We start from the raw sequence: 19,667 nt of genomic DNA, 5'->3' as shown, positions 1-19,667 counted from the left end.
ACCTTTCTATCCCATACATAACAACAGCATGCTAAACCTGAATTTGATTCGAAATCTCATTCCGTTTCCCTTCTCTTCTCTCGTTTACTCTAAACCCTCACAAAAGCGATGAGGCCCTACCTTCTTGTTTAAGGAAAGCGGAAGATAACTCTCTACTGTTGTTTCTACAAATAAAACCTCAATAAACCATCGTTTTCTCTGTCTTCATTTGCAAGCTATGCCCAATGTGATATACCTTATCTAATGCTTTTAACTGCTGTTCCGCAATACGCTTTACTACAGGTACACTAACCGCATTTCCTGCTTGCATATATAAGTGAGAATTTGCCATATCTTCAGGAAGAGTGTATCCATCATCGATAGGGAATCCTTGAAATTTAAAAGTCTCTTTGGGTGTAAGTTTTCTTATTCCCCAATCATCAATAATGAGGGGAACATTATGTCCTCCGGAACCCATGTTTGCTGTGAGAGTTGGACATACATTACTTTGATTTTCTCTTACATAAACACGGCGAAGTTGATAAACCGTATCCTTGCGTTTCATTTGTTCATTCAACATAGGATAATATTGAGAGTTTTCACGATAGTAATACTTTTCATCTTGTTTTTCGTGACGATCAAGTACATCATCAATGGTGTTTGTTAATTCCAACTGCTCGTCCGGCCACTTAAAATGTTGTAACGCTTTTTTGTTTTTAAAGCCAACAATAAATATGCGTTCACGGTTTTGTGGAACATTCCCATGTGTCATTGTATTGTATATTCTATCGTCAATGTGATAACCACTGTCAATTAACATCTGCTTAATAACGCCAAATGTTCTTCCTTTATCATGCCCACGTAAGTTTTTTACATTTTCCAAGAAAAATGCTTTGGGCTTTTTTGCCCGAATAAAACGAACCACATCATAAAACAGTGTTCCCCGTGGGTCTATAGCTTTTGTATGCCCTCCACACTCTGGACAGAAGGCTCCTTGGACATACTCATCATAAGTTACCATATGCTCTTGATTGCAGTCGTGACATTGGTACTTCATTCCATGTCTTTGTCCTGCCACTGAGAAAGCGACACAGGGCCACCCTGCGGTAATGATATCTGTTTCATCAGGCATTTCAAATTCATGGACATTACGAATATCGTCTTCTAATAGAAGATGCTTAAAGTTATAACGGTAGGTTATACACGCATTCTTGTCCAATTCATTTGCCCATATGATCTCTGCCCCTGCTTGCTCAAATCCTTTGTCTATTCCACCTACACCTGCAAAAAGGGATGATACAGTATATCGATAGACATTCTTTGTTGTCATCTAGTACACCTCCACACGAACTGACGTTCCGTCCGATCAAGCATACCCTATTGTATCATGGATCAACTTTTTTGGCTGCCCCTTGCGCTCAATTCTTAAATTCTTCCTGGAAATCAGCGTAAGAACCTTTGCTCGCAAAGTTTATTTTAAAGCGATGATCGTTATATTTCGTGATAAGCACTGAATCAATACCCACACGATCAAGATCATGATAAGAAACAACTTGCCCTTCTGGTATTTGTAAAATAGTGCAAAGTATCCAATCACCCAATGCTTTATTAGGATTGCTCATCAATCCTTTTCCTCCACTTTGGCAAATACTCGCATCCATTTTCTTTCCGTCAGGTAGGACAAGTATGAATGGATCTTTCTCCCCTGTATGCCTGTTATAAGGGAAAAAACCTGTAAATTGTTGATGTATCCAAGAAGGAATAGGAATATAGATTTCGTTTGGTTTTCTTGGACGTTTGTCTCCTTTGGCATTCCACTGATTTAAACCACTCTTTTCCTCCACTTTCCCGGAACGTGCTGAATATAGAGGTAAAAAGATTTGCTGGTATTTCTCCTCTTCTGATTGGTTTACCATGTAGTATTTCTTACTTTCATCACGAACGCCCACAAGAAATTCGAATGGATTATCAAGGATATCCACCTGAAAGCTCGCTACAGGTTGGTTACAAATAAATTGCTTATAAAGTGTACTTTTTGCAATATAAAATTTATAGTTCGCATGTCTATCTTTAAAGAAGATATTTTTCTCTGTCGTCTTTTTTTCATCCAACTTCAAGGTATCAAAGTCAATGTAGTTCATTTCTTCTTCATGTAACTCGAACTTGCCGTCTTTTCGAGTAACTAAATGATAAATCATTTCATCTGTTCCGTGGGCGCGTTCGGTAGCCGCTAATCTATTATTTCTTAATTCGGCTATTTTCTCCATTGTTCCTTTCTTGTCTAACTGCCGAAACTTATCAATGTCTTTATTGAACTCGGCTACTTTCTCATATTTCTTCCCACTACCGTGCATAAAGGTCTTTAAACCGATCCCTACATTACCTTTAAATGCATCAAAAGATATGTCACCTCGTGCAAGGTTATTGGCATCTAGAGCCCGACAGAAGATGTTCTCAGCAGCCCGGTAGTATAAGTAAGGTATTTTGTTCTCACTAAAGAGATTCGAAAGAGACCCCACCATTTTCAACAATTCTATGTAATGCGCTTGTTGTTCTTTTGTTTGTCTATCGAAAAACATTTTATTCCTCCCCCATTTTAATATGTAAATATTATCATATTTTCATTTAGTATAATAGATTCATGCACAGACCATAGAGCCTACAGACCTACATTAATAATGCCTTTTGTTTTAATTGATGAGCTTCTTCATTCATGACGTCTTATATTATCCCAAACGGAGAAAAAGCCCCTTGACCTAATTAAAGCCCCTACACATTGTAGAGGCTTTAATTAGGTTTTCCCTCTAATGAAGCAGGGTGTTCAGGGTATTCAACTTACTCTCTCAACCTACTCTTCCTACTCCTACTCCTACTCACTGCAGGGTACATAAACCGTAACTTTAAACAAGTCCCCGTCCAGACTAATCCCCATTCGCCCTCCATGAAGATCAACGATCGATTGCGCGATGGCAAGACCCAGGCCAGACCCTTCCGTATGTCGAGACAGATCAGCCCGCTTAAAGCGCTCCAATAACTCATCGACATCTTCCCCTAGTTCGTAGCGCGTTATATTTTTCATCGTAAATTGCGCTTCCCCCTTTACTTGCTTAAGGGAAACATAAACACGGGAACCAGCCAATGAATATTTCACTGCATTAACGACCAAATTGTCTAACACACGGGACCATCGCTGCCCATCCACAAAGGAAACGACCGGATGATCAGGCAACGAGAGACGAATATCCAAATCCGCACGTACGAAATCCTCTTGATATTCAGCTAGTACTTGTTGCATTAACTGAGTTAAATCAACTTCATCGATATGAAGCTCTAGATTGCCCGTTGCCATTTTAGAAACCTCGAATAGATCATCAATCATCCGCTTTAAGCGCTCTGACTTCCGATCCAAAATCTCAATATACTTCCCGCGTTCCTTCACTGTTAGCTGAGGATCTTTAAGTAGATTTGTATACGTAATGATTGCGGTCAACGGTGTGCGTAAATCGTGGCTCACATTGGTAATCAATTCGGTTTTAAGCCGCTCACTTTTTGCCTGTTCGTTTAGTGATAGACGATACCCCTCACGCAATTGATTGAGATGCTGAGCATGCCTCGCAAGCGTCGACTTACCATGAATAGGAATGGGCTCTAGTAATCGGCCACTCGCAATCTGCTTAGCCCCTGAAAATAAACGGTTCAAATACCCAATACGAGCAAATAACCAAGCAACCGAGGGGATTCCTACTACAAACACGCAAAAGAAATACGGGAAGATGAAAGCTGAATCCGCCAATACCCAAGAAGTGCCTAATCCCCAGAAAAAGAGTACGATTAGAACCCAGATGGTTCGCCAATCAAAGATTGATGTTTTTATAAAGGTGCTTACGAACCAACCGTTTTTCAACTTGGTCTTAAAATCTTTTTTACTCTCTATCTCCTCCCACAACCAGATGATTTGGTGAAGTGCACTCCAAAGAGATATAGCCGTTAATAGAAGATAGAGGGTGATTCCTAATAGCCCGAGCAAATTAAATAGATAAAAATTTCCATCCATAAATGCAAATGGTACTGAAATGAATAATAGCAAGAACAGAATAAGAAAGATATTCATGAGGAAAATCATCAACTTACTATCCAACGGCCACTTAGCATAACGTCGCTGAAAGGAAGTTTCACGAAACCAGGACCGCTGGAATCGAAGAGGAAAGCAGAGTAAACCTAACGCTATCACACTAGCACCAGCCCACACATACATAAAGATTTTATGAGCCAGAAACACTTGATACAGATTAATACCAATCAGGATATGAGCATCTTCTTCTGCCACGATAATTTTCCCTTCATACGCCCGATTCTCCCCCACGACGTTGTTGATGAGATTATTTATAGTATGAAAATAATATTCTTCCTCCACATTGGGCTTGAGAAATTTAGGAGCATGATACTCTTTCGTGAATACCGCATCCACATTGACATCACCATTGGAGTAGGTCTGCCCTGTTTTTTTATCCTTCAACTCATAGGTAAACCAATCATAGGAATGAGAAAACGCATCTTTCCGATCCTCGATTTCCTTGAGATAACCAACTACTTGCTGTTCCACTTTCTTTTTGTCCCATTCAATAAACTCCTGCTCCCTTTCTTGAATCAATTCTAATTGATGTTCACGATCGCCATCTTCCTCTGCCTGTTGAATTCGTTCCCCATATCTGTCTTCTATTTGTTGTCTGCCTTCCTCATCTATTCTTTCATCCGTATGGGACCAGTACCCATCTGAGGAAGTCTCAATGACATTTTTTATTCCCTCTTCGTCCACTTCGGTTAGAGAGAGGGTCATGAGCTCATTAGTAAATAGCGCATAACTCTCCTTAAATTCTTCGCTATCATAGTAATCTCCCACTAGATACCTATATTCACCCTCCAAGAGTAAGTACCCCATCGTTAATATAATACAAAGGAGAAAGCACCAAGCAAAAGATCTCCTTATATTTTTTTTATTCATGTCATCCCTCTTTCTACTCTTACTCTGTCGAATTTGTTCCTCTCCTCTATCACTTGTTTCTACTATGAACAAAGCGCAGATTAAACTTCTTTTTCTACCTTGTAACCGATTCCCCACACCACTTTAAAATACTGCGGATTTTTCGGGTCAGCCTCTACCTTCTCTCGGATATTACGAATATGTACAGCCACTACATTCTCTGCATTGTAAGCGGGTTCATCCCAAACACGTTCATAGATCTCACGGATAGAGAAAACACGTCCTGCATGCAACAACAAAAGTTCGGTAATCTTATATTCTATCGGTGTCAGCTTCACCCATTCTCCATCGACACTCACTTCTTTCGCTTCTTGATTCAATGAAAGGCCCCCTACATGCACATGATTGGCGGAACCATCATATGTACCCAATTGCACATAGCGACGTAATTGCGATTTCACACGCGCAATCAATTCTAGCGGGTGGAACGGTTTGGTGACATAATCGTCCGCTCCCACAGAGAGACCATGAATCTTATCAGAATCTTCTACTTTCGCACTCAACATAATGATGGGTATATTGGAATACTCACGTATCTTAAATGTCGCCGCAATGCCATCCATCTGTGGCATCATGATATCTAGTATCATCAGATGTATCTCATTTTCTTTTAATAACTGTACGGCTTCTCCTCCATTGGATGCTTTCAACACGTGAAAACCTTCATTTTTTAAATAAATCTCAATCCCATCGCGAATATCATGATCATCGTCGGTAACTAAGATGGTAAATGAATTCATACTTTCACTCCTCTTCCTGTCTTTCACACTACTCATTGTAACGGTTAACTCTTTGCATTCTCCTAGGAAAAAACCGAAGAAAATCTTAAGAACTTCATCTCGTTCACTTCATACAAGCACTAACCACTGCACTGAATAAGAGAAAACACTGTTTGCCCCTTCTGAAGTAATCTAGGAACATCGATCGGACATATGCAGAAAGAATATAAAGGAATAGGATCAACCGGTTAAGGCTGATCCTATGATTCGCAAAAACTCATCCGATTTCCCATGCACATACCGCCTTCCTTCGCCATCCATACAGTCCATATGAAACTGCAACCCAGTACAGTAGTAGCATTACCTAACCCCGCACATCTCTCAAAATAAACTCCAAAAATCTGCTACTGAACATCATGCCCTTCCTACTTGCAGCAAGGCACTATACACGGTCACTCGCAGTATTATAAATGTCTTCTTTTTGTTTAGGATTTCTAAAGCCTACAGCTAGAAAGAATATTTCGTTCTTTTCTTCTCGAACCTCATAGATAATCCGCAGGTCGGTTCTTGATCCTTCCCGCGGATTCAGGACAGAGTGAAATTTCTTTTTTCTAAACCCAATATATGGCGGTTCTTTTAGCCTTGCTGCATAGAAGGGATGGCGGATAATCTCATCAACAGCCTTCAGAATGCAAGCGTAAACCTCGTCGGTATCTATTGATTCTTCTTCAATCATGTTGATGTCATCAGTGTTGAATTTATCGTGGTATTCTGCTTGATAAGGAGGCTTCACTTCTTACTAGCCTCCTTCCTTTTATCAAACGTTTCTCGAAGCACATCCGTCATTGTCTTTCCCTCTGGAACCTTGTGTAACTCTCCCTCCTTCAGACGAGACTCAATGATTTCCGCCCATTCCTTGTCTTCTCTTTCATCTTCGAGCTCTTCGAGGGTCTTATTGTTGATCTCTTCTAACCATTGGTGAACCCAGTTCACCTTTTCACTATCCAAGCGATCGATCAGGCGATACAAGTCTTCCTTCCTCTTCGCCATTTAAATCACCTCTTAACTTTATTATAACCGATTACTCGCCATATTGTTCAGATAACTCATGGAACAATAGGGGAGATCGTTTCCCTCGATAAAACAATGAGTATACAAGGCAAAGTCAAAGTGGCCCCCCGCTATCACTTTCTTTTAGCGTATGGTAACTGTACATGCCCTCTTGCTTCTCTCATTTCTCTCAGCTTTATAGGCCCGAACTCAAATGCTCGTGTATCAGCTTCCACTCTCCCTCATCATTGCGAACAAATACATTCGTGGCTCGTCCACTTCCAGAAGCCTGCTTTCCTCGAAAGATTCCTTCCCAGGTATAGGTATAGATACAGGTAGCCATATGATCTTCTACTGCCAACCACTCCACCTCTGTCGCCCCATATACCTCTTCACGAATCTCTTTCCACGTTCGTTCAAAATAGCTTCTAATGGCCTGCTGGGTTCTACAAGATTGATTAGGAAACCAGTAGACAGCACGCTCATCTAATAGCTTCGCCACATTATCAAAGACATGGGAGTTGGTAGCATCAATGTAGGCAGTTAGAGCCTCTCGATAACTCATCTCACTCTCACTTCTCTCGAGGAAACATTTTTTTATATATCGCATTCTTCTCTCTGTTATACTTAGAAGATTTCTTTTGCATTAGGTGGCAAGGTCTTTACATGGTGGAGAAATTTCGTCATGTTGGTATCGTCATTTACCGGATAAGAATAAGAAAAAGAGTCAGCTACCTCGTTCGCCAGTGTGCGAAATAGCTCACAAGCAACAAAGATAGCATCCCATACGTGCTCCAAATCGCCATCCGAATACGTACTTTTATACTTCTCCCAATATCCCATTGGCAAGTATGTCTTAAAGTACTTGCTCATTTTTCCGGTCGAAACTTGAAAATCCTGTTGCATCCCGATCCACCACGAAACCATCTTATCCAACTCCGCACGAATCACATATGCAAACATAAGCTTCGCATAAGGAAGTTCATCTCGCCATAATCCTTTGGCTACATTTTGTAGGCACCACCAAAAGTTATTGCAACAGCCAGCGAATTCTCCCTCTGTCGGTTTCTTTACGCGATAATCCAGATCTGTAGGTGAAGAAATCTCTGGAAGACAACCATCTTTATCTAGTAGAGGAACCGTCAGTTTGTCATTCTGATACTCCTCTAACATTGCCTGTTTGGTTAGCAGGCGCAGATCCATCCGATTTCCGTCGGCGAAGAGCATTAAGTAGGCGTAAGATCGATTAAAATCAGCCGTACCACCCGCCCACTGATCATTCTTATCTGGTTCTTGGATCATCAGTAGGTCCCCGAATACCGCAATCCATCCCTTATCTTCGATAAAGGAAGCCGTCTTTTCTACCACATAGACGATATCATAGTCCTGAAAAATGTCCTTCGGGACATGCGGATTGGTTCTCGAACCATTCATATAGACTGCTCGAATCCGCTCATCCTTTTCTGCTACTCCTAGAATCAAGCCAAACATATCTTTTTCGCTTCGCATGAGAGTACCCCGCTATCTAATACCGTTCTAGCTCATTGGCTTTCATTCATTTAGCATCTATTTTTTCACAGTCGACTTTAAAGAAAAACTACGTTCTAATAAACCCTTTTTTAAATAACTCATACCATTCTTTTAAATCATCTCCTTCTAAAACACCCAATCTACTTAAAATGTCTCTTGAAAACTCAATGGCGCCACTTCCATTAGCAGTGATGAGACAGCCCTCACTCACCGATTGTGCTTCAATATAATTTTCATCCCCTTTATAGTGAGGCGCCCCTTCTTTTAAATATGGCAGTGAGTTTCCTGTGTGTCTACGATGATCAAGAAATCCGTGGTTCCCTAAGAAAGTGGTTGCATCACAAATGGCTGCAACCGGAATGTCTTCTTTAAAGCAATACTCCACCAGTTTCTTTACTTGATGATTCTTTTCATCTCTCCACCCCGTGCCTCCAGGAATAATCAACATGGAAAAATCCATTTCAAAAGAGAAGTCTTGCAAATGATAATCTGGAACCACCGTAAATCCACCCATTGAAACTTTAGGGTCCTTGTCAATCGCGATAGTCTGAACTTGAAAGCCTGTTCCTGGCTTATTCAACTCTGCGGTCACATAGCTAGCTTCCCAATCGGCAAAACCATCCGTAATAAAAACCAATACTTTTTTCATCTATTCTCCACTCACCTTCATTATTTTCCATGATTTATAGACATTTTTCCCAATATTTTTAATCCCTGAGCTTCTGTCAATGTATGCAACAAGGTTGGTGCCACACGCCCGAATGAAAGCAATCAACATGGGAGCATCTGGTTGTCTCATAGCGTGGTTGATGGGTGGGCGGCATCTCCTATCGTTGCCTGATCCACGGCTCAGAGTCTCTCAGGGAGAAACCGCTTGCCCATCTTCCAATCAATCTTAGGGGGAGCTTTCACCCATGTCTTCAACGACGGTTTTTTCACTTAGCAAAATCAAGTTTCACTAAGTGGAGATTTTCATAGAAAAAGCCGTTACCATGATTATCTCATAGTAACAGCTTTAGTAAATAACTTTCTTACTTGGTACTCCATATTTTTCGCCATCCAACAAGCGGACGATTGCCTTCTTCTAATCTTTACTCCACCGTTACACTCTTCGCGAGGTTACGTGGTTTATCGACGTCAAATCCACGTGCTGTACAGGTGTAGTAGGAGATCAATTGAAGTGGGATCACTGTCAGTACTGGACTAAACAGGGGCAGGGTGCTAGGAACAGTGATCACTTGGTCCACCGTTTTGTCTAATTCGCTATCCCCTTCACCTGTAATGCCGAGCACATGGGCTCCACGGGTTTTGACTTCTTCAATATTGCTCACCATTTTATCGTACACAGAATCCTGTGTCGCAAGTGAGATCACTGGGATGCCTTCTTCAATCAAGGCGAGAGTCCCGTGCTTCAACTCACCTGCTGGATAAGCTTCTGAGTGAATGTAGGTAATTTCTTTTAGCTTGAGCGATCCTTCCAATGCCACAGCAAAATCGAGACCCCGTCCAATGAAGAAAAGATTCTCATGACGAGCGATTTCATTGGCAAACGCCTTCAGATCACTGACATCTGCTAAAGCTGCCTCTGCCTTCTCCGGTAGGACAAGCAAAGCATCCACCATTTTCTTGATGTCTTCTTCAGACTGCGTGGCACGAATTCGCGCCAGATAAAGACCCAAGAGATAAATTGCCACCAGTTGCGAAGTGTAGGCTTTCGTCGATGCCACCGCAATCTCTGGTCCAGCCCAGGTAAGCAGTACATCATCCGCATCACGTGCTACCGTACTTCCCACTACATTGGTAATCGCAATTACTTTTGCTCCTTGGCTCTGCGCTTCACGCATCGCTGCCAACGTATCTGCTGTTTCGCCCGATTGGCTGATCACAACGACCAGCGTGCTTTCGGTAATGATCGGGTCGCGATAACGATACTCAGAAGCCACGTCCACTTCCACTGGGATACGCGTCAGTTTCTCCATCACGTATTTTCCGACCATGCCTGCGTGATACGCAGTGCCACAAGCGACAAAATGAATCTTGTCGATCCCCTGAATCACTTCATCGGATAGAGAAAGGTCACTAGATAGATCAACCACTCCACCCTTGATGCGACTAGCAAGCGTATCGCGTATCGCTTTGGGTTGTTCATAGATTTCTTTGAGCATGAAATGATCGAAGCCTTCTTTTTCCGCTGTGACAATGTCCCAATCAACATGAAGCGGATCACGGGTCACCTGTTCTCCAGAGGTCTTCATCAACTTTACTTCATCTTTCGTCAAGACAGCCATCTCACCGTCTTCCAAGATCATCATTTCACGGGTGTGAGCTAAGATCGCCGGGATATCAGAGGCAATGAAATTCTCTCCTTCGCCTAATCCCAATACAAGTGGGCTCGCCAAACGCACAGCCACCAGTTTGTCCGGTTCATATTCACTCGTGATGGCGAGCGCGTAGGCACCTTCCATTTTATGAACGACCTTTTGCACCGCTTGAACGAGATCGCCATCGTACATTTCGGCGAGAAGATGGGCAATCACCTCGGTATCCGTTTCCGAAGTAAAAGTACGTCCTTTGGCCTTTAACTCTTCTTTCAGCTCCAGGAAGTTTTCAATGATCCCATTATGAACCACTGCAAATTTTTGCTCACTATCTGCATGTGGATGGGAATTTTCATCGGATGGCTTACCATGAGTCGCCCAACGCGTATGACCAATTCCGATTGTACCGGGTAACCCACGTCGCTCGAGACTCCCTTCCAAATGAGCCATGCGACCTTGTTTCTTCTGGATTCCGATTGTTTCCCCATTGTAAACAGCCAGACCAGCTGAATCATACCCACGGTACTCCAGTTTTTTCAAGCCATCAAGTAAGATGGATTGCGCTTCTTGCTTTCCAATATATCCAACAATTCCACACATCGTTCCCGTCATCCCCTCTCAAATTAACACTTCTCGTCTACATTTATTCTTCAAACGGACATTCGTCTATACAACCCAAACTCAAGTTTATCGTACTGAAATTTTTGGCGTGTCAGTCACCCAACACGTTTGTATTTCAGTTCGGCGGCCGCGATACCGACCGGGAGGTACCCGCCGAATTTTCGATCAACCTCCACCTCGTCAACTGCTTTCGCTCGCAGTCCTGGCGCTTTTCTCAACATAATCACAGTAGGCTTATACTCTCTTTTCTTCCTCACCTCCTTTAAAAAATGAGCATCTCTTTACACCATGTTTTATATCCTATGCGAAAACCAACAAAATGTAAAGAGATATATTTTCATCATAGCTTTAACTTAACATAAAAATTATGGTTAGGATTTTCCCATCTCATTCTAATGCAACGATTAGGCTTCTTGTTCATTGAGAGACAAAAAGCAGGACATCGGAGTTCAGCCTCTTGTTCTCTCCCACACAACACTCTTTATGTTAAACGTAAAAAAGAGCGACAGGTTCTTCATCGTGTCGCATACTTTTTCAGCTGTTTAAGTTTGTTTGATTGCTTCCGCGATTTGATCCACATATTCTTTTATCTGCTTTTCATCTGGACCCTCGGCCATCACACGCACCATGGGTTCTGTCCCCGATGGACGAACCAGGACACGCCCTTCACTTCCCAAGGTCGATTTCACTTCCGCAATCTTTTCTTGAACTTTGGAGTTCTTTTTATAAGCCTCTTTATCTTGAACGGTGACATTAACCAGTACCTGAGGATACTTTGTAAAAATCTTCGCATGGTCACCCAGTGTCTGGCCTTTATCTTTTAAGACTCTAAGCAATTGTACCGCGGATAATAAGCCATCCCCTGTGGTACTATGATTTAAAAAGATGAGATGACCCGATTGTTCTCCACCAAAGACGATCTCTTCTTTTCGCATCGCTTCCATCACATAGCGATCTCCTACTGGAGTGGTTTCCACCTGGATTCCTAACTGATTCATCGCCTTCAAAAAACCTATATTACTCATGACTGTAGCCGCTATTTTGTCCCCTGATAATTCTCCTCGTTCCTGAAGATACTTCGCACAAATCGCCATAATAGCATCACCATCAAGTAGCTGTCCACTCTCGTCAACCGCTACCAAGCGATCGGCATCACCATCAAAAGCCAAACCAATATGCGCTTGGCGACTAACCACTTCCTGTTGGAGGTTTTGCGGATGGGTGGAACCACAATCTACATTAATATTAATCCCATCCGGTTTTGAATGAAGGGCAATCACATCGGCTCCCAAATCCCGGAGCAAACGCGGAGCCAAGTTGGACGCTCCCCCATTGGCACTATCCAATACAATGGTCATCCCACATAAGTCCATATCAATCGTTGCTTTTACATGCTCTAAATAACGGTGAAAGGCTTCTGGACGATCATTGATTCTCCCCACTTCACTCCCACTAGGACGGGGAAGCTGATCTTCTTGCTGAAGCAACAAAGATTCAATCTCCAATTCCGTCTGATCTGAGAGTTTAAACCCATCTGCTCCAAAGAATTTTATCCCATTATCAGGGAAAGGATTATGGGATGCGGAGATCATAACCCCAGCCCCTGCTTTCATCTCTGTTGTCAAAAAAGCAACCGCTGGAGTTGTCAGTACACCTAAGCGGGTGACATTCACCCCAACGGAAGTCATCCCTGCAACCAAAGCGGCCTCCAACATCTCGCCGGATAGACGCGTATCCCGTCCAACCACCACATGATTCTTCCCTGTTTCTTTAGTTAGTAGATAAGCACCAGAACGTCCTATTTTAAATGCTAGCTCTGGCGTTAATTCGGTATTAGCCACTCCACGTACGCCGTCCGTACCAAAAAATTTTCCCATCTTGCTCCTCCTCTTTAACGCATCATCATTCTTTTTTCTTAATGGTTACCTTTGCTTTAACCTCACTATCTCCTTGAATTCGGATATAAGGAGGCAATTGAAATTGAACCGCTCTTTCATACGTTCCTTCTTTTAAATTGGCCACATCGATATATGCAATGATATCTTCTTTATCCACTTCCTTCAAATTTTTCGGTGCCCCTTCAAGGGTGACCGACATCTCTTCTGAAGCGGGAGTAATAATCTCTGCTGATAGCCCATCCTCTAACCCATTGGTTTGAATCGATAAGCGATCCATCTTCTTCGTCTCGGATGAGACTACTTTTACGGTAATACGCACCATCTCCGGTTCCACTTTCACTGCATCATCACGCACCGGAATGGGTAATTCAAAGGTACGGTCACTTGTAACATCGGCCAAATCCAATTCTGGACCCTTATAGGCTGTTAGATCGTCTACATAACTCTTTGGCCCATATACCGTAACCTCTTTCTCTGCAGATTCAATCTCAGCAACGGCGTAACCATTTGGAAGTCCATCCTCAATATCGATCGTCATCGGAACGGTTGCATTTGGTGCCGCAATCGGTATCTCTACCTCTACGACCGACGGCTTGATCTGTAAATCATCCAGTGGCCCTTCATCTCCGTAAACCTGCAATTCCACCGACTTGGTAGTGGTCTCTTTTGCTCCCTCAATGTTAGCGACGGCTTTAACCGACTTGACCTCTTCTAATTGAGATTCCGTTCCTCGTATCAGCACCTTGGTCGGAGATAAAACAGGGTCACCCGCTTTGTATCCCTCTGGTGTACTGCCCACAACCGTGACATCAACACTCATTTCTTTTTGTTGCAGTTCTTCTAAGGTAATGGAAACATAGGCTGGATCTACTTCCGCCTCCACTCGATTGGGTATCCCATCCAGTTCGATCGGTACTTCATCATGTGTTCCCGGCTCCAATCCCTCAAGATTGATATATGCACGATATTGAGTGGGGGAGATCTGATCCAAGGCGGAACGGCTCCCCGTCAAGCTTAAGTTAACAGTTTTAGGTGCATCAACTAATTTATAGAGAGATTCATCGTAATTCGTATCCAAGGTTACATTTCGAATAATCATCGGATGTTCTTGATCATTAGGAAGGAGAAGAGATTCTTCGTTTACAATGGCCCACATCATGATAGCCAGGGCAACGGCAACGAACTTTAATATCCGATCACTCTTTAACCACTTATTCACGCTTCTCCCCCCTTTTCCAAAAGCTTGATGATTTCTCAGGAGGACGCAATTCAACGTATAATCGCGATAATAATTCTTCCTCCGTTAAACCACGCTCTAGCTGACCATGAATAGCCAACGAGATATGGCCTGTTTCCTCTGAGACCATCAAGGCAATCGCATCCGACATCTCTGTAATTCCGATACCCGCTCGATGACGAGTTCCTAACTCTTTGCTGATAAATGGATTTTCTGATAAGGGGAGATAACAACTAGCTGCTTCTAAACGACCTTTCCTCATGATGACAGCCCCATCATGAAGGGGAGCGTTAGGCATAAAGATATTCGTCAATAATTCGCTACTCAGCTCCGCATCTAGCGGTACACCCGTTTCAACATAGTCAGATAATCCTGTTTCGCGCTCCAGTACGACCAGTGCCCCCACTTTATCTTGGGACAGATAAGCAGCAGCTTTAGCTAATTCGCCTGCTACCCGTGTCACCACTTGTTCCTCTCCAAATGAGCTACGGTTAGCGAACAGTCGTCCTCTCCCTAGCTGTTCAAGCGCTCGCCTTAACTCTGGCTGAAAAATAATGATAATGACGAGTAGCCCTAACTCAAATAAATTCTCAATGAGCCAGCGTAACGTAGAAAGTTGCAAAAAAGCACTTAACATCCAGCCTGCAACAACCACCGAGATCCCTTTAAGCAATTGAATGGAACGAGTTCCCCGCAGTAGCTGGAGCAACTTATATATTAGATAGCTTACAATCGCAATGTCGACAATAATACTCAAGTATTGGCCCAATCCATCTATTACTCCCATAAGCCGCCTCCCCGACTCCATTCGAATCGGTATTCCTTATTCGCCAATATATTATAACACAGCGTGTACGTACACCCTTTTATTCTCCCAATGAAAGAAGACCTCTCTGTAAGGATAAGAAGAACTGCCCCGCAAAACTTTCTCATTCTTCATTTCAGCACGGCAACCACTCGAGAAAGGAATGAATAACTATATTTCAAGTTACTCTAATCGTTCTTTCTCCTGCCGATGCACTTCTTCCTTACAGATGAGGGTCCTGCTTCTCTCTAAAACCTCAACAGCAAAGTATCTGCTTATCTTCTTTCATCAACCTGTATTCCGCAGACCTGCTGCAATCCCATTTATCGTCAGCAACACTTGTTCCAGTAGCTCCGCGTCTCCCTTTTCTTCTTTTCTAAGCTGACGCAACTCACGCAACAACCCTACCTGAATATAACTTAGCGGATCGACATAGGGATTACGCAAGCGAATCGACTCACGAAGAGGTGGCACATGGCCCAACAGTACTTCTTGGTTGGTAATCCCGAGTGTCATTTCTTTCGTCAACCTATATTCTTCCTCCATCTGCTGATAGAGAGCTTCTCCACGGGGAAGATTCACCGCCAACCCTGCATACTCCTTCGCAATCGAAAAGTCCGCCTTCGCTAGCGCCATCTGTAGATTGTCAATGAGGGAACGGAAGAACGGCCAATGCTGATACATCTCGGATAACTGTTGACGCTCACGCTCTCCTCGTTTCATCACTGTTTGGATAGCTGAGCCAGCGGCATACCATGCTGGGAAAAGAAAGCGACTCTGCGTCCAAGCAAACACCCATGGTATCGCTCTTAGATCCTCAAATGCTTGACTATTTTTCCGACGAGACGGCCGGGAACCTATCTTTAGCTCCCCTATCTCTGGAAGAGGCGTCGCCTCCTGAAAGAAGGAAAGGAAGTCTGGGTCTTCAAATAAAAGATGTTGATAAGTTACACGAGCTTGCTCTGAAATCTCTTCTAAGCAGTCAATCCATTCCGCTGATGGTCCTTGTTCACTACCAGAGTGAGCCGCCGCTGTCTGTAACAACAAAGCAGAAGTCGCTTGTTCCAAACTTCGCATCGCGATCGGTTTCTGAGCATAGCGAGAAGAGAGAACTTCGCCTTGCTCCGTGATTTTCACTCCGCCCAGTATACTGCCCAGTGGCTTAGCCTGGATACTGCGATAGAGCGGTCCGCCTCCCCGGCCAAGGGCTCCCCCTCGTCCATGGAAAAACTTCGCTTCCAAACCATATTGATTGGCTAATCGAGTCAGGTTTCGTTGGGCACGATAGAGCTCCCAATTGGCAGTGAGCACTCCTCCATCTTTATTACTATCGGAATAACCCAGCATGATTTCCTGTGTAGGGTGCTTATCTTTATAGAAGGGGAGATAGGCTGGGTGCTCAAAATAGGCCTGCATAATCTCTTCCGCACGGTGGAGATCATCGATTGTCTCCAGAAGTGGCACCACATGCAAACGAGAGATAGCCTTCTCTTCGGATTTCTGATGGAGCCCCACTTCCTTGGCTAACAACAGAACTTCTAACAAGTCACTGGTTCCTTGTGTCATGCTGATCAAATAATTGCGGATGGCTTCTTCCCCAAACTCCTCTTTGGCCTGCTTAATCACGGCAAACAATTGCAAGCACTCCGCAGTCTGCGGTGAAAAGGACATGAAAGAGGCCGTCAGCGGACGAGGATCTGCTAATAATTGCGTCAAACGCTTCATCTTATCCTCTTCGTCCAATTGGTTATACGCTTTCTCAATCCCTAAGTTCGCTAATATCTCAGTAATGGCCTGCTCATGTACTGCACTATGTTGACGAATATCCAAAGTCATCAAATGGAAACCAAATAGATCCACTTGACGTATCAGACGGGTTACGTGCAAATCAGCCACATGATGCGCACGATGGGCAGTCAGCGATTCGCCCAACAACCTCAGGTCTTTCTTAAAGGCTTCTGGCTTCGCATAGTAGCCTTTTTCTCGCTCTCCCGTCCGGGTATGGCGCAGACGAGCGAGCATATACATACATTTCCGACGATAAGGTTCGTGCTCGTTTCGCCACTCCCCTTCCCCAACGTCTTCTAGAGCCACTTCCTGTTGATCCCTTTCAATCGAGTGTTGCAAGTCGTCCGTAATCTGGATGCGACGCGTCGAGTAACTTAAGATCTCTACCATTTTCTTTATTTTCTTCTCATACTTCGTTAAAACCAATTCTCGATGCAACTCGAGGGTATTCCATGTAATATCCGGTGTCACAGATGGATTTCCATCGCGGTCTCCACCAATCCACGACCCGAATCGCAAATAGGTAGGAACATGCCATTCTTCTTCTGGATAGTAGTGCGTTAGAGATGCTTCTAACGAACGATGTATTTCAGGAAGAACTTCAAACAACGTCTCATCCAAATAGAACAGCCCATTACGTACCTCATCTAAAACATGAGGCTTGCGATGACGAAGCTCATCACTTTGCCATAGTGCGAGCACTTCCGCTTGAATTTCTTGTTGAATCGAAGCACGCTCTTCCTCAATAAGAAGCGGATCGTCTAATTTCATCACATTCTCTGCAATTCGAGAGTGCAAATCCAGGATGGTACGCCGCATTGCCTCTGTTGGATGAGCGGTCATCACCAGTTCCAATGATAAATAAGGGAATAACTCCTTGATTTCTTCTGCTGTCGTTCCTCTCTCCTTCAAGGTTTTCACTGCGCTCTCTATCGATTGTGGCTGTACCTGAGTCTCATCCGCCCGCTTATATTCCCGATGACGGCGAATACGATGGTTCTGCTCAGCAATATTTACTAAATGAAAGTAAAGAGCAAAAGCACGGATAACATCCCGCCGCATTTCCGGTGTCAACTGTTCAATCTCTTCCTTCAAGTAACCAATTTGCTCACCATTCCCGGATGCACGTATATTTTTCGTCTGTTCTCTGATTCTTTCCACATGTGCGAACAAATTTTCGCCACCTTGTTGCTTTAATATGTCCCCCAAGGTAGCTCCCAACATACGAACATCTCGCCTAAGAGGTTGATGCGGGTCTTTCCCTACTGCTTTCTCCATCTAAAATCACCTCATGCACGTTTTAAATAAGAACGACCCAAACAGGAAGGTTTGGGTCACATCTTTCGTCTACAATACTATCTTCCCGAAAATGGACTCCATTAACCCTACTGCCACTTTTGCCGTTCGGTTAGCGTTATCTAAAATCGGGTTGACTTCAACCAATTCCACTGAAGATAAAATACCACTACTAGACAGCATCTCCATCGCCAAGTGGCTCTCTCGATAGGTCATACCGCCAACAACCGGGGTCCCTACCCCAGGAGCATCCGTTGGATCCAAGCCGTCCAAATCGAGACTTAAGTGAACACCATCTGTACCAGTGGACACTACCTCAATCGTCTTCTCCATGACGGCTCCCATTCCCATACGGTCAATATCGTGCATCGTGAAGACGGTAATCCCCATCTCTTTTATCAGGGCTTGTTCTCCCGGATCCAGCTCACGCGCACCGACGATCACGACATTTTCTGGTTTCACTTTAGGTGAAAACCCTCCACACTGAACCAAATCAGGGTGACCCACTCCTAAGCTAGCGGCCAGTGGCATTCCATGGATATTACCAGAAGGAGATGAATCTCCTGTATTCAAATCTCCGTGGGCATCAAACCAAATTAAACCCAGATTGGATACATGCTTGGAAACCCCCGCAACCGTTCCGATCGCAATGCTATGATCACCACCCAATACAAGAGGAAAGCGGCCTTTATCCATCACATCAGCCACAGCGATCGCCAGCTCTTCGTTGGCCGCTACAACTTCTTTCAAATACCGATGTTTTGGATCCTGCTCTGTTGATGTATTTTGAATGGGAACCGTAATATTACCCCGATCCTCCACTTCATAGCCCATCTCACTTAGACGCTTTTTCGCACCAGCATAGCGAATGGCACTTGGCCCCATATCTACTCCGCGTAGTCCTTGTCCCATATCCATAGGTACACCAATAATTGAGATCGATTGTTGTTTCTCTTTATTCATGATGTTATTCGCCTCCATCTATCAAGCTATCCTATATGTAAATCTGTATTCACACTCATCCTATATTTCTATTGTACCATAGAGCGTATCCAATCAAAAAAAGTGAAATAGCAAAACACCCTTTACCATATGGTAAAGGGTGTTTCATATTGGAGCGGAAGACGGGAGTCGAACCCGCGACCCTCGCCTTGGCAAGGCGATGCTCTACCGCTGAGCCACTTCCGCATGTTATTTAAAAATCATGGTGAGCCATGCAGGATTCGAACCTGCGACACCCTGATTAAAAGTCAGGTGCTCTACCAACTGAGCTAATGGCTCGCATTTTGGCTGGGGCGGCAGGGATCGAACCTGCGCATGACGGAGTCAAAGTCCGTTGCCTTACCGCTTGGCTACACCCCAACAGCTTTCTTTTAAGTAAGATG

General features: G+C 43.7%; 15 protein-coding genes and 3 tRNA genes. All 18 read right to left on the bottom strand.

All coding sequences use genetic code 11. The features are described 5' to 3' along the window. Nucleotides 1–178 precede the first annotated feature (178 nt). The 18 genes from dcm to AC6RGY_RS09915 all read right to left on the bottom strand — a co-directional run bounded on the left by dcm (nucleotide 179) and on the right by AC6RGY_RS09915 (nucleotide 19,644). The gene (dcm, locus tag AC6RGY_RS10000; protein ID WP_499862540.1) at nucleotides 179–1,309 is read right to left on the bottom strand and encodes a DNA (cytosine-5-)-methyltransferase; all 1,131 of its coding nucleotides are present in this window, start codon (nucleotides 1,307–1,309) and stop codon (nucleotides 179–181) included. 88 nt (nucleotides 1,310–1,397) lie between these two features. Then, the gene (locus AC6RGY_RS09995) at nucleotides 1,398–2,558 is read right to left on the bottom strand and encodes a restriction endonuclease (protein ID WP_499862538.1); all 1,161 of its coding nucleotides are present in this window, start codon (nucleotides 2,556–2,558) and stop codon (nucleotides 1,398–1,400) included. 290 nt (nucleotides 2,559–2,848) lie between these two features. Further along, complete coding sequence (locus AC6RGY_RS09990; RefSeq protein ID WP_499862536.1) at nucleotides 2,849–4,981, bottom strand: HAMP domain-containing sensor histidine kinase; 2,133 nt, start codon at nucleotides 4,979–4,981, stop codon at nucleotides 2,849–2,851. 80 nt (nucleotides 4,982–5,061) lie between these two features. Continuing rightward, nucleotides 5,062–5,760: a response regulator transcription factor gene (locus tag AC6RGY_RS09985; protein WP_499862534.1), complete on the bottom strand. Its 699-nt coding sequence runs from the start codon at nucleotides 5,758–5,760 to the stop codon at nucleotides 5,062–5,064. A 421-nt stretch (nucleotides 5,761–6,181) separates the two neighbouring features. After that, nucleotides 6,182–6,532: a hypothetical protein gene (locus tag AC6RGY_RS09980; protein WP_499862531.1), complete on the bottom strand. Its 351-nt coding sequence runs from the start codon at nucleotides 6,530–6,532 to the stop codon at nucleotides 6,182–6,184. Further along, nucleotides 6,529–6,789, bottom strand: a complete 261-nt coding sequence (locus tag AC6RGY_RS09975) for a hypothetical protein (RefSeq protein ID WP_499862529.1) — start codon at nucleotides 6,787–6,789, stop codon at nucleotides 6,529–6,531. The genes AC6RGY_RS09980 and AC6RGY_RS09975 overlap by 4 nt, the downstream gene beginning before the upstream one ends. Before the next feature lie 196 nt (nucleotides 6,790–6,985). Further along, nucleotides 6,986–7,354 (bottom strand): YybH family protein, encoded by a 369-nt coding sequence (locus AC6RGY_RS09970; RefSeq protein WP_499862527.1) that lies wholly within the window; start codon nucleotides 7,352–7,354, stop codon nucleotides 6,986–6,988. Between the two features lie 62 nt (nucleotides 7,355–7,416). Beyond that, complete coding sequence (locus AC6RGY_RS09965; protein WP_499862525.1) at nucleotides 7,417–8,298, bottom strand: aminoglycoside 6-adenylyltransferase; 882 nt, start codon at nucleotides 8,296–8,298, stop codon at nucleotides 7,417–7,419. Nucleotides 8,299–8,386: 88 nt separating this feature from the next. Beyond that, nucleotides 8,387–8,968 carry a type 1 glutamine amidotransferase family protein gene (locus AC6RGY_RS09960; RefSeq protein ID WP_499862523.1) on the bottom strand — a complete coding sequence of 194 codons (582 nt, stop codon included), beginning with the start codon at nucleotides 8,966–8,968 and terminating at the stop codon, nucleotides 8,387–8,389. A gap of 442 nt (nucleotides 8,969–9,410) precedes the next feature. Next, complete coding sequence (gene glmS, locus AC6RGY_RS09955) at nucleotides 9,411–11,237, bottom strand: glutamine--fructose-6-phosphate transaminase (isomerizing) (protein WP_499862521.1); 1,827 nt, start codon at nucleotides 11,235–11,237, stop codon at nucleotides 9,411–9,413. Between the two features lie 563 nt (nucleotides 11,238–11,800). After that, nucleotides 11,801–13,135 (bottom strand): phosphoglucosamine mutase, encoded by a 1,335-nt coding sequence (glmM, locus tag AC6RGY_RS09950; RefSeq protein WP_499862518.1) that lies wholly within the window; start codon nucleotides 13,133–13,135, stop codon nucleotides 11,801–11,803. A gap of 25 nt (nucleotides 13,136–13,160) precedes the next feature. Further along, nucleotides 13,161–14,375: a CdaR family protein gene (locus AC6RGY_RS09945; protein WP_499862516.1), complete on the bottom strand. Its 1,215-nt coding sequence runs from the start codon at nucleotides 14,373–14,375 to the stop codon at nucleotides 13,161–13,163. Next, complete coding sequence (gene cdaA / locus AC6RGY_RS09940) at nucleotides 14,368–15,180, bottom strand: diadenylate cyclase CdaA (protein ID WP_499862513.1); 813 nt, start codon at nucleotides 15,178–15,180, stop codon at nucleotides 14,368–14,370. Before cdaA ends, AC6RGY_RS09945 begins: the two co-directional genes overlap by 8 nt. A 306-nt stretch (nucleotides 15,181–15,486) precedes the next feature. Further along, nucleotides 15,487–18,264: a phosphoenolpyruvate carboxylase gene (gene ppc / locus AC6RGY_RS09935; RefSeq protein WP_499862511.1), complete on the bottom strand. Its 2,778-nt coding sequence runs from the start codon at nucleotides 18,262–18,264 to the stop codon at nucleotides 15,487–15,489. A gap of 69 nt (nucleotides 18,265–18,333) precedes the next feature. Continuing rightward, nucleotides 18,334–19,245, bottom strand: coding sequence for an arginase (gene rocF, locus AC6RGY_RS09930; protein ID WP_499862508.1), 912 nt, complete (start codon nucleotides 19,243–19,245; stop codon nucleotides 18,334–18,336). 150 nt (nucleotides 19,246–19,395) lie between these two features. After that, nucleotides 19,396–19,470 (bottom strand) — tRNA-Gly (locus AC6RGY_RS09925). Between the two features lie 17 nt (nucleotides 19,471–19,487). Continuing rightward, a tRNA-Lys gene (locus tag AC6RGY_RS09920) sits at nucleotides 19,488–19,563 on the bottom strand. 6 nt (nucleotides 19,564–19,569) lie between these two features. Beyond that, nucleotides 19,570–19,644, bottom strand: a tRNA-Gln gene (locus tag AC6RGY_RS09915). Between the last annotated feature and the right edge of the window lie 23 nt (nucleotides 19,645–19,667).

It is taken from the genome of Mechercharimyces mesophilus (genome assembly GCF_059818345.1).
Note: the sequence above shows the minus strand (reverse complement) of the source record. Positions and strands in the feature narration are given on the sequence as shown.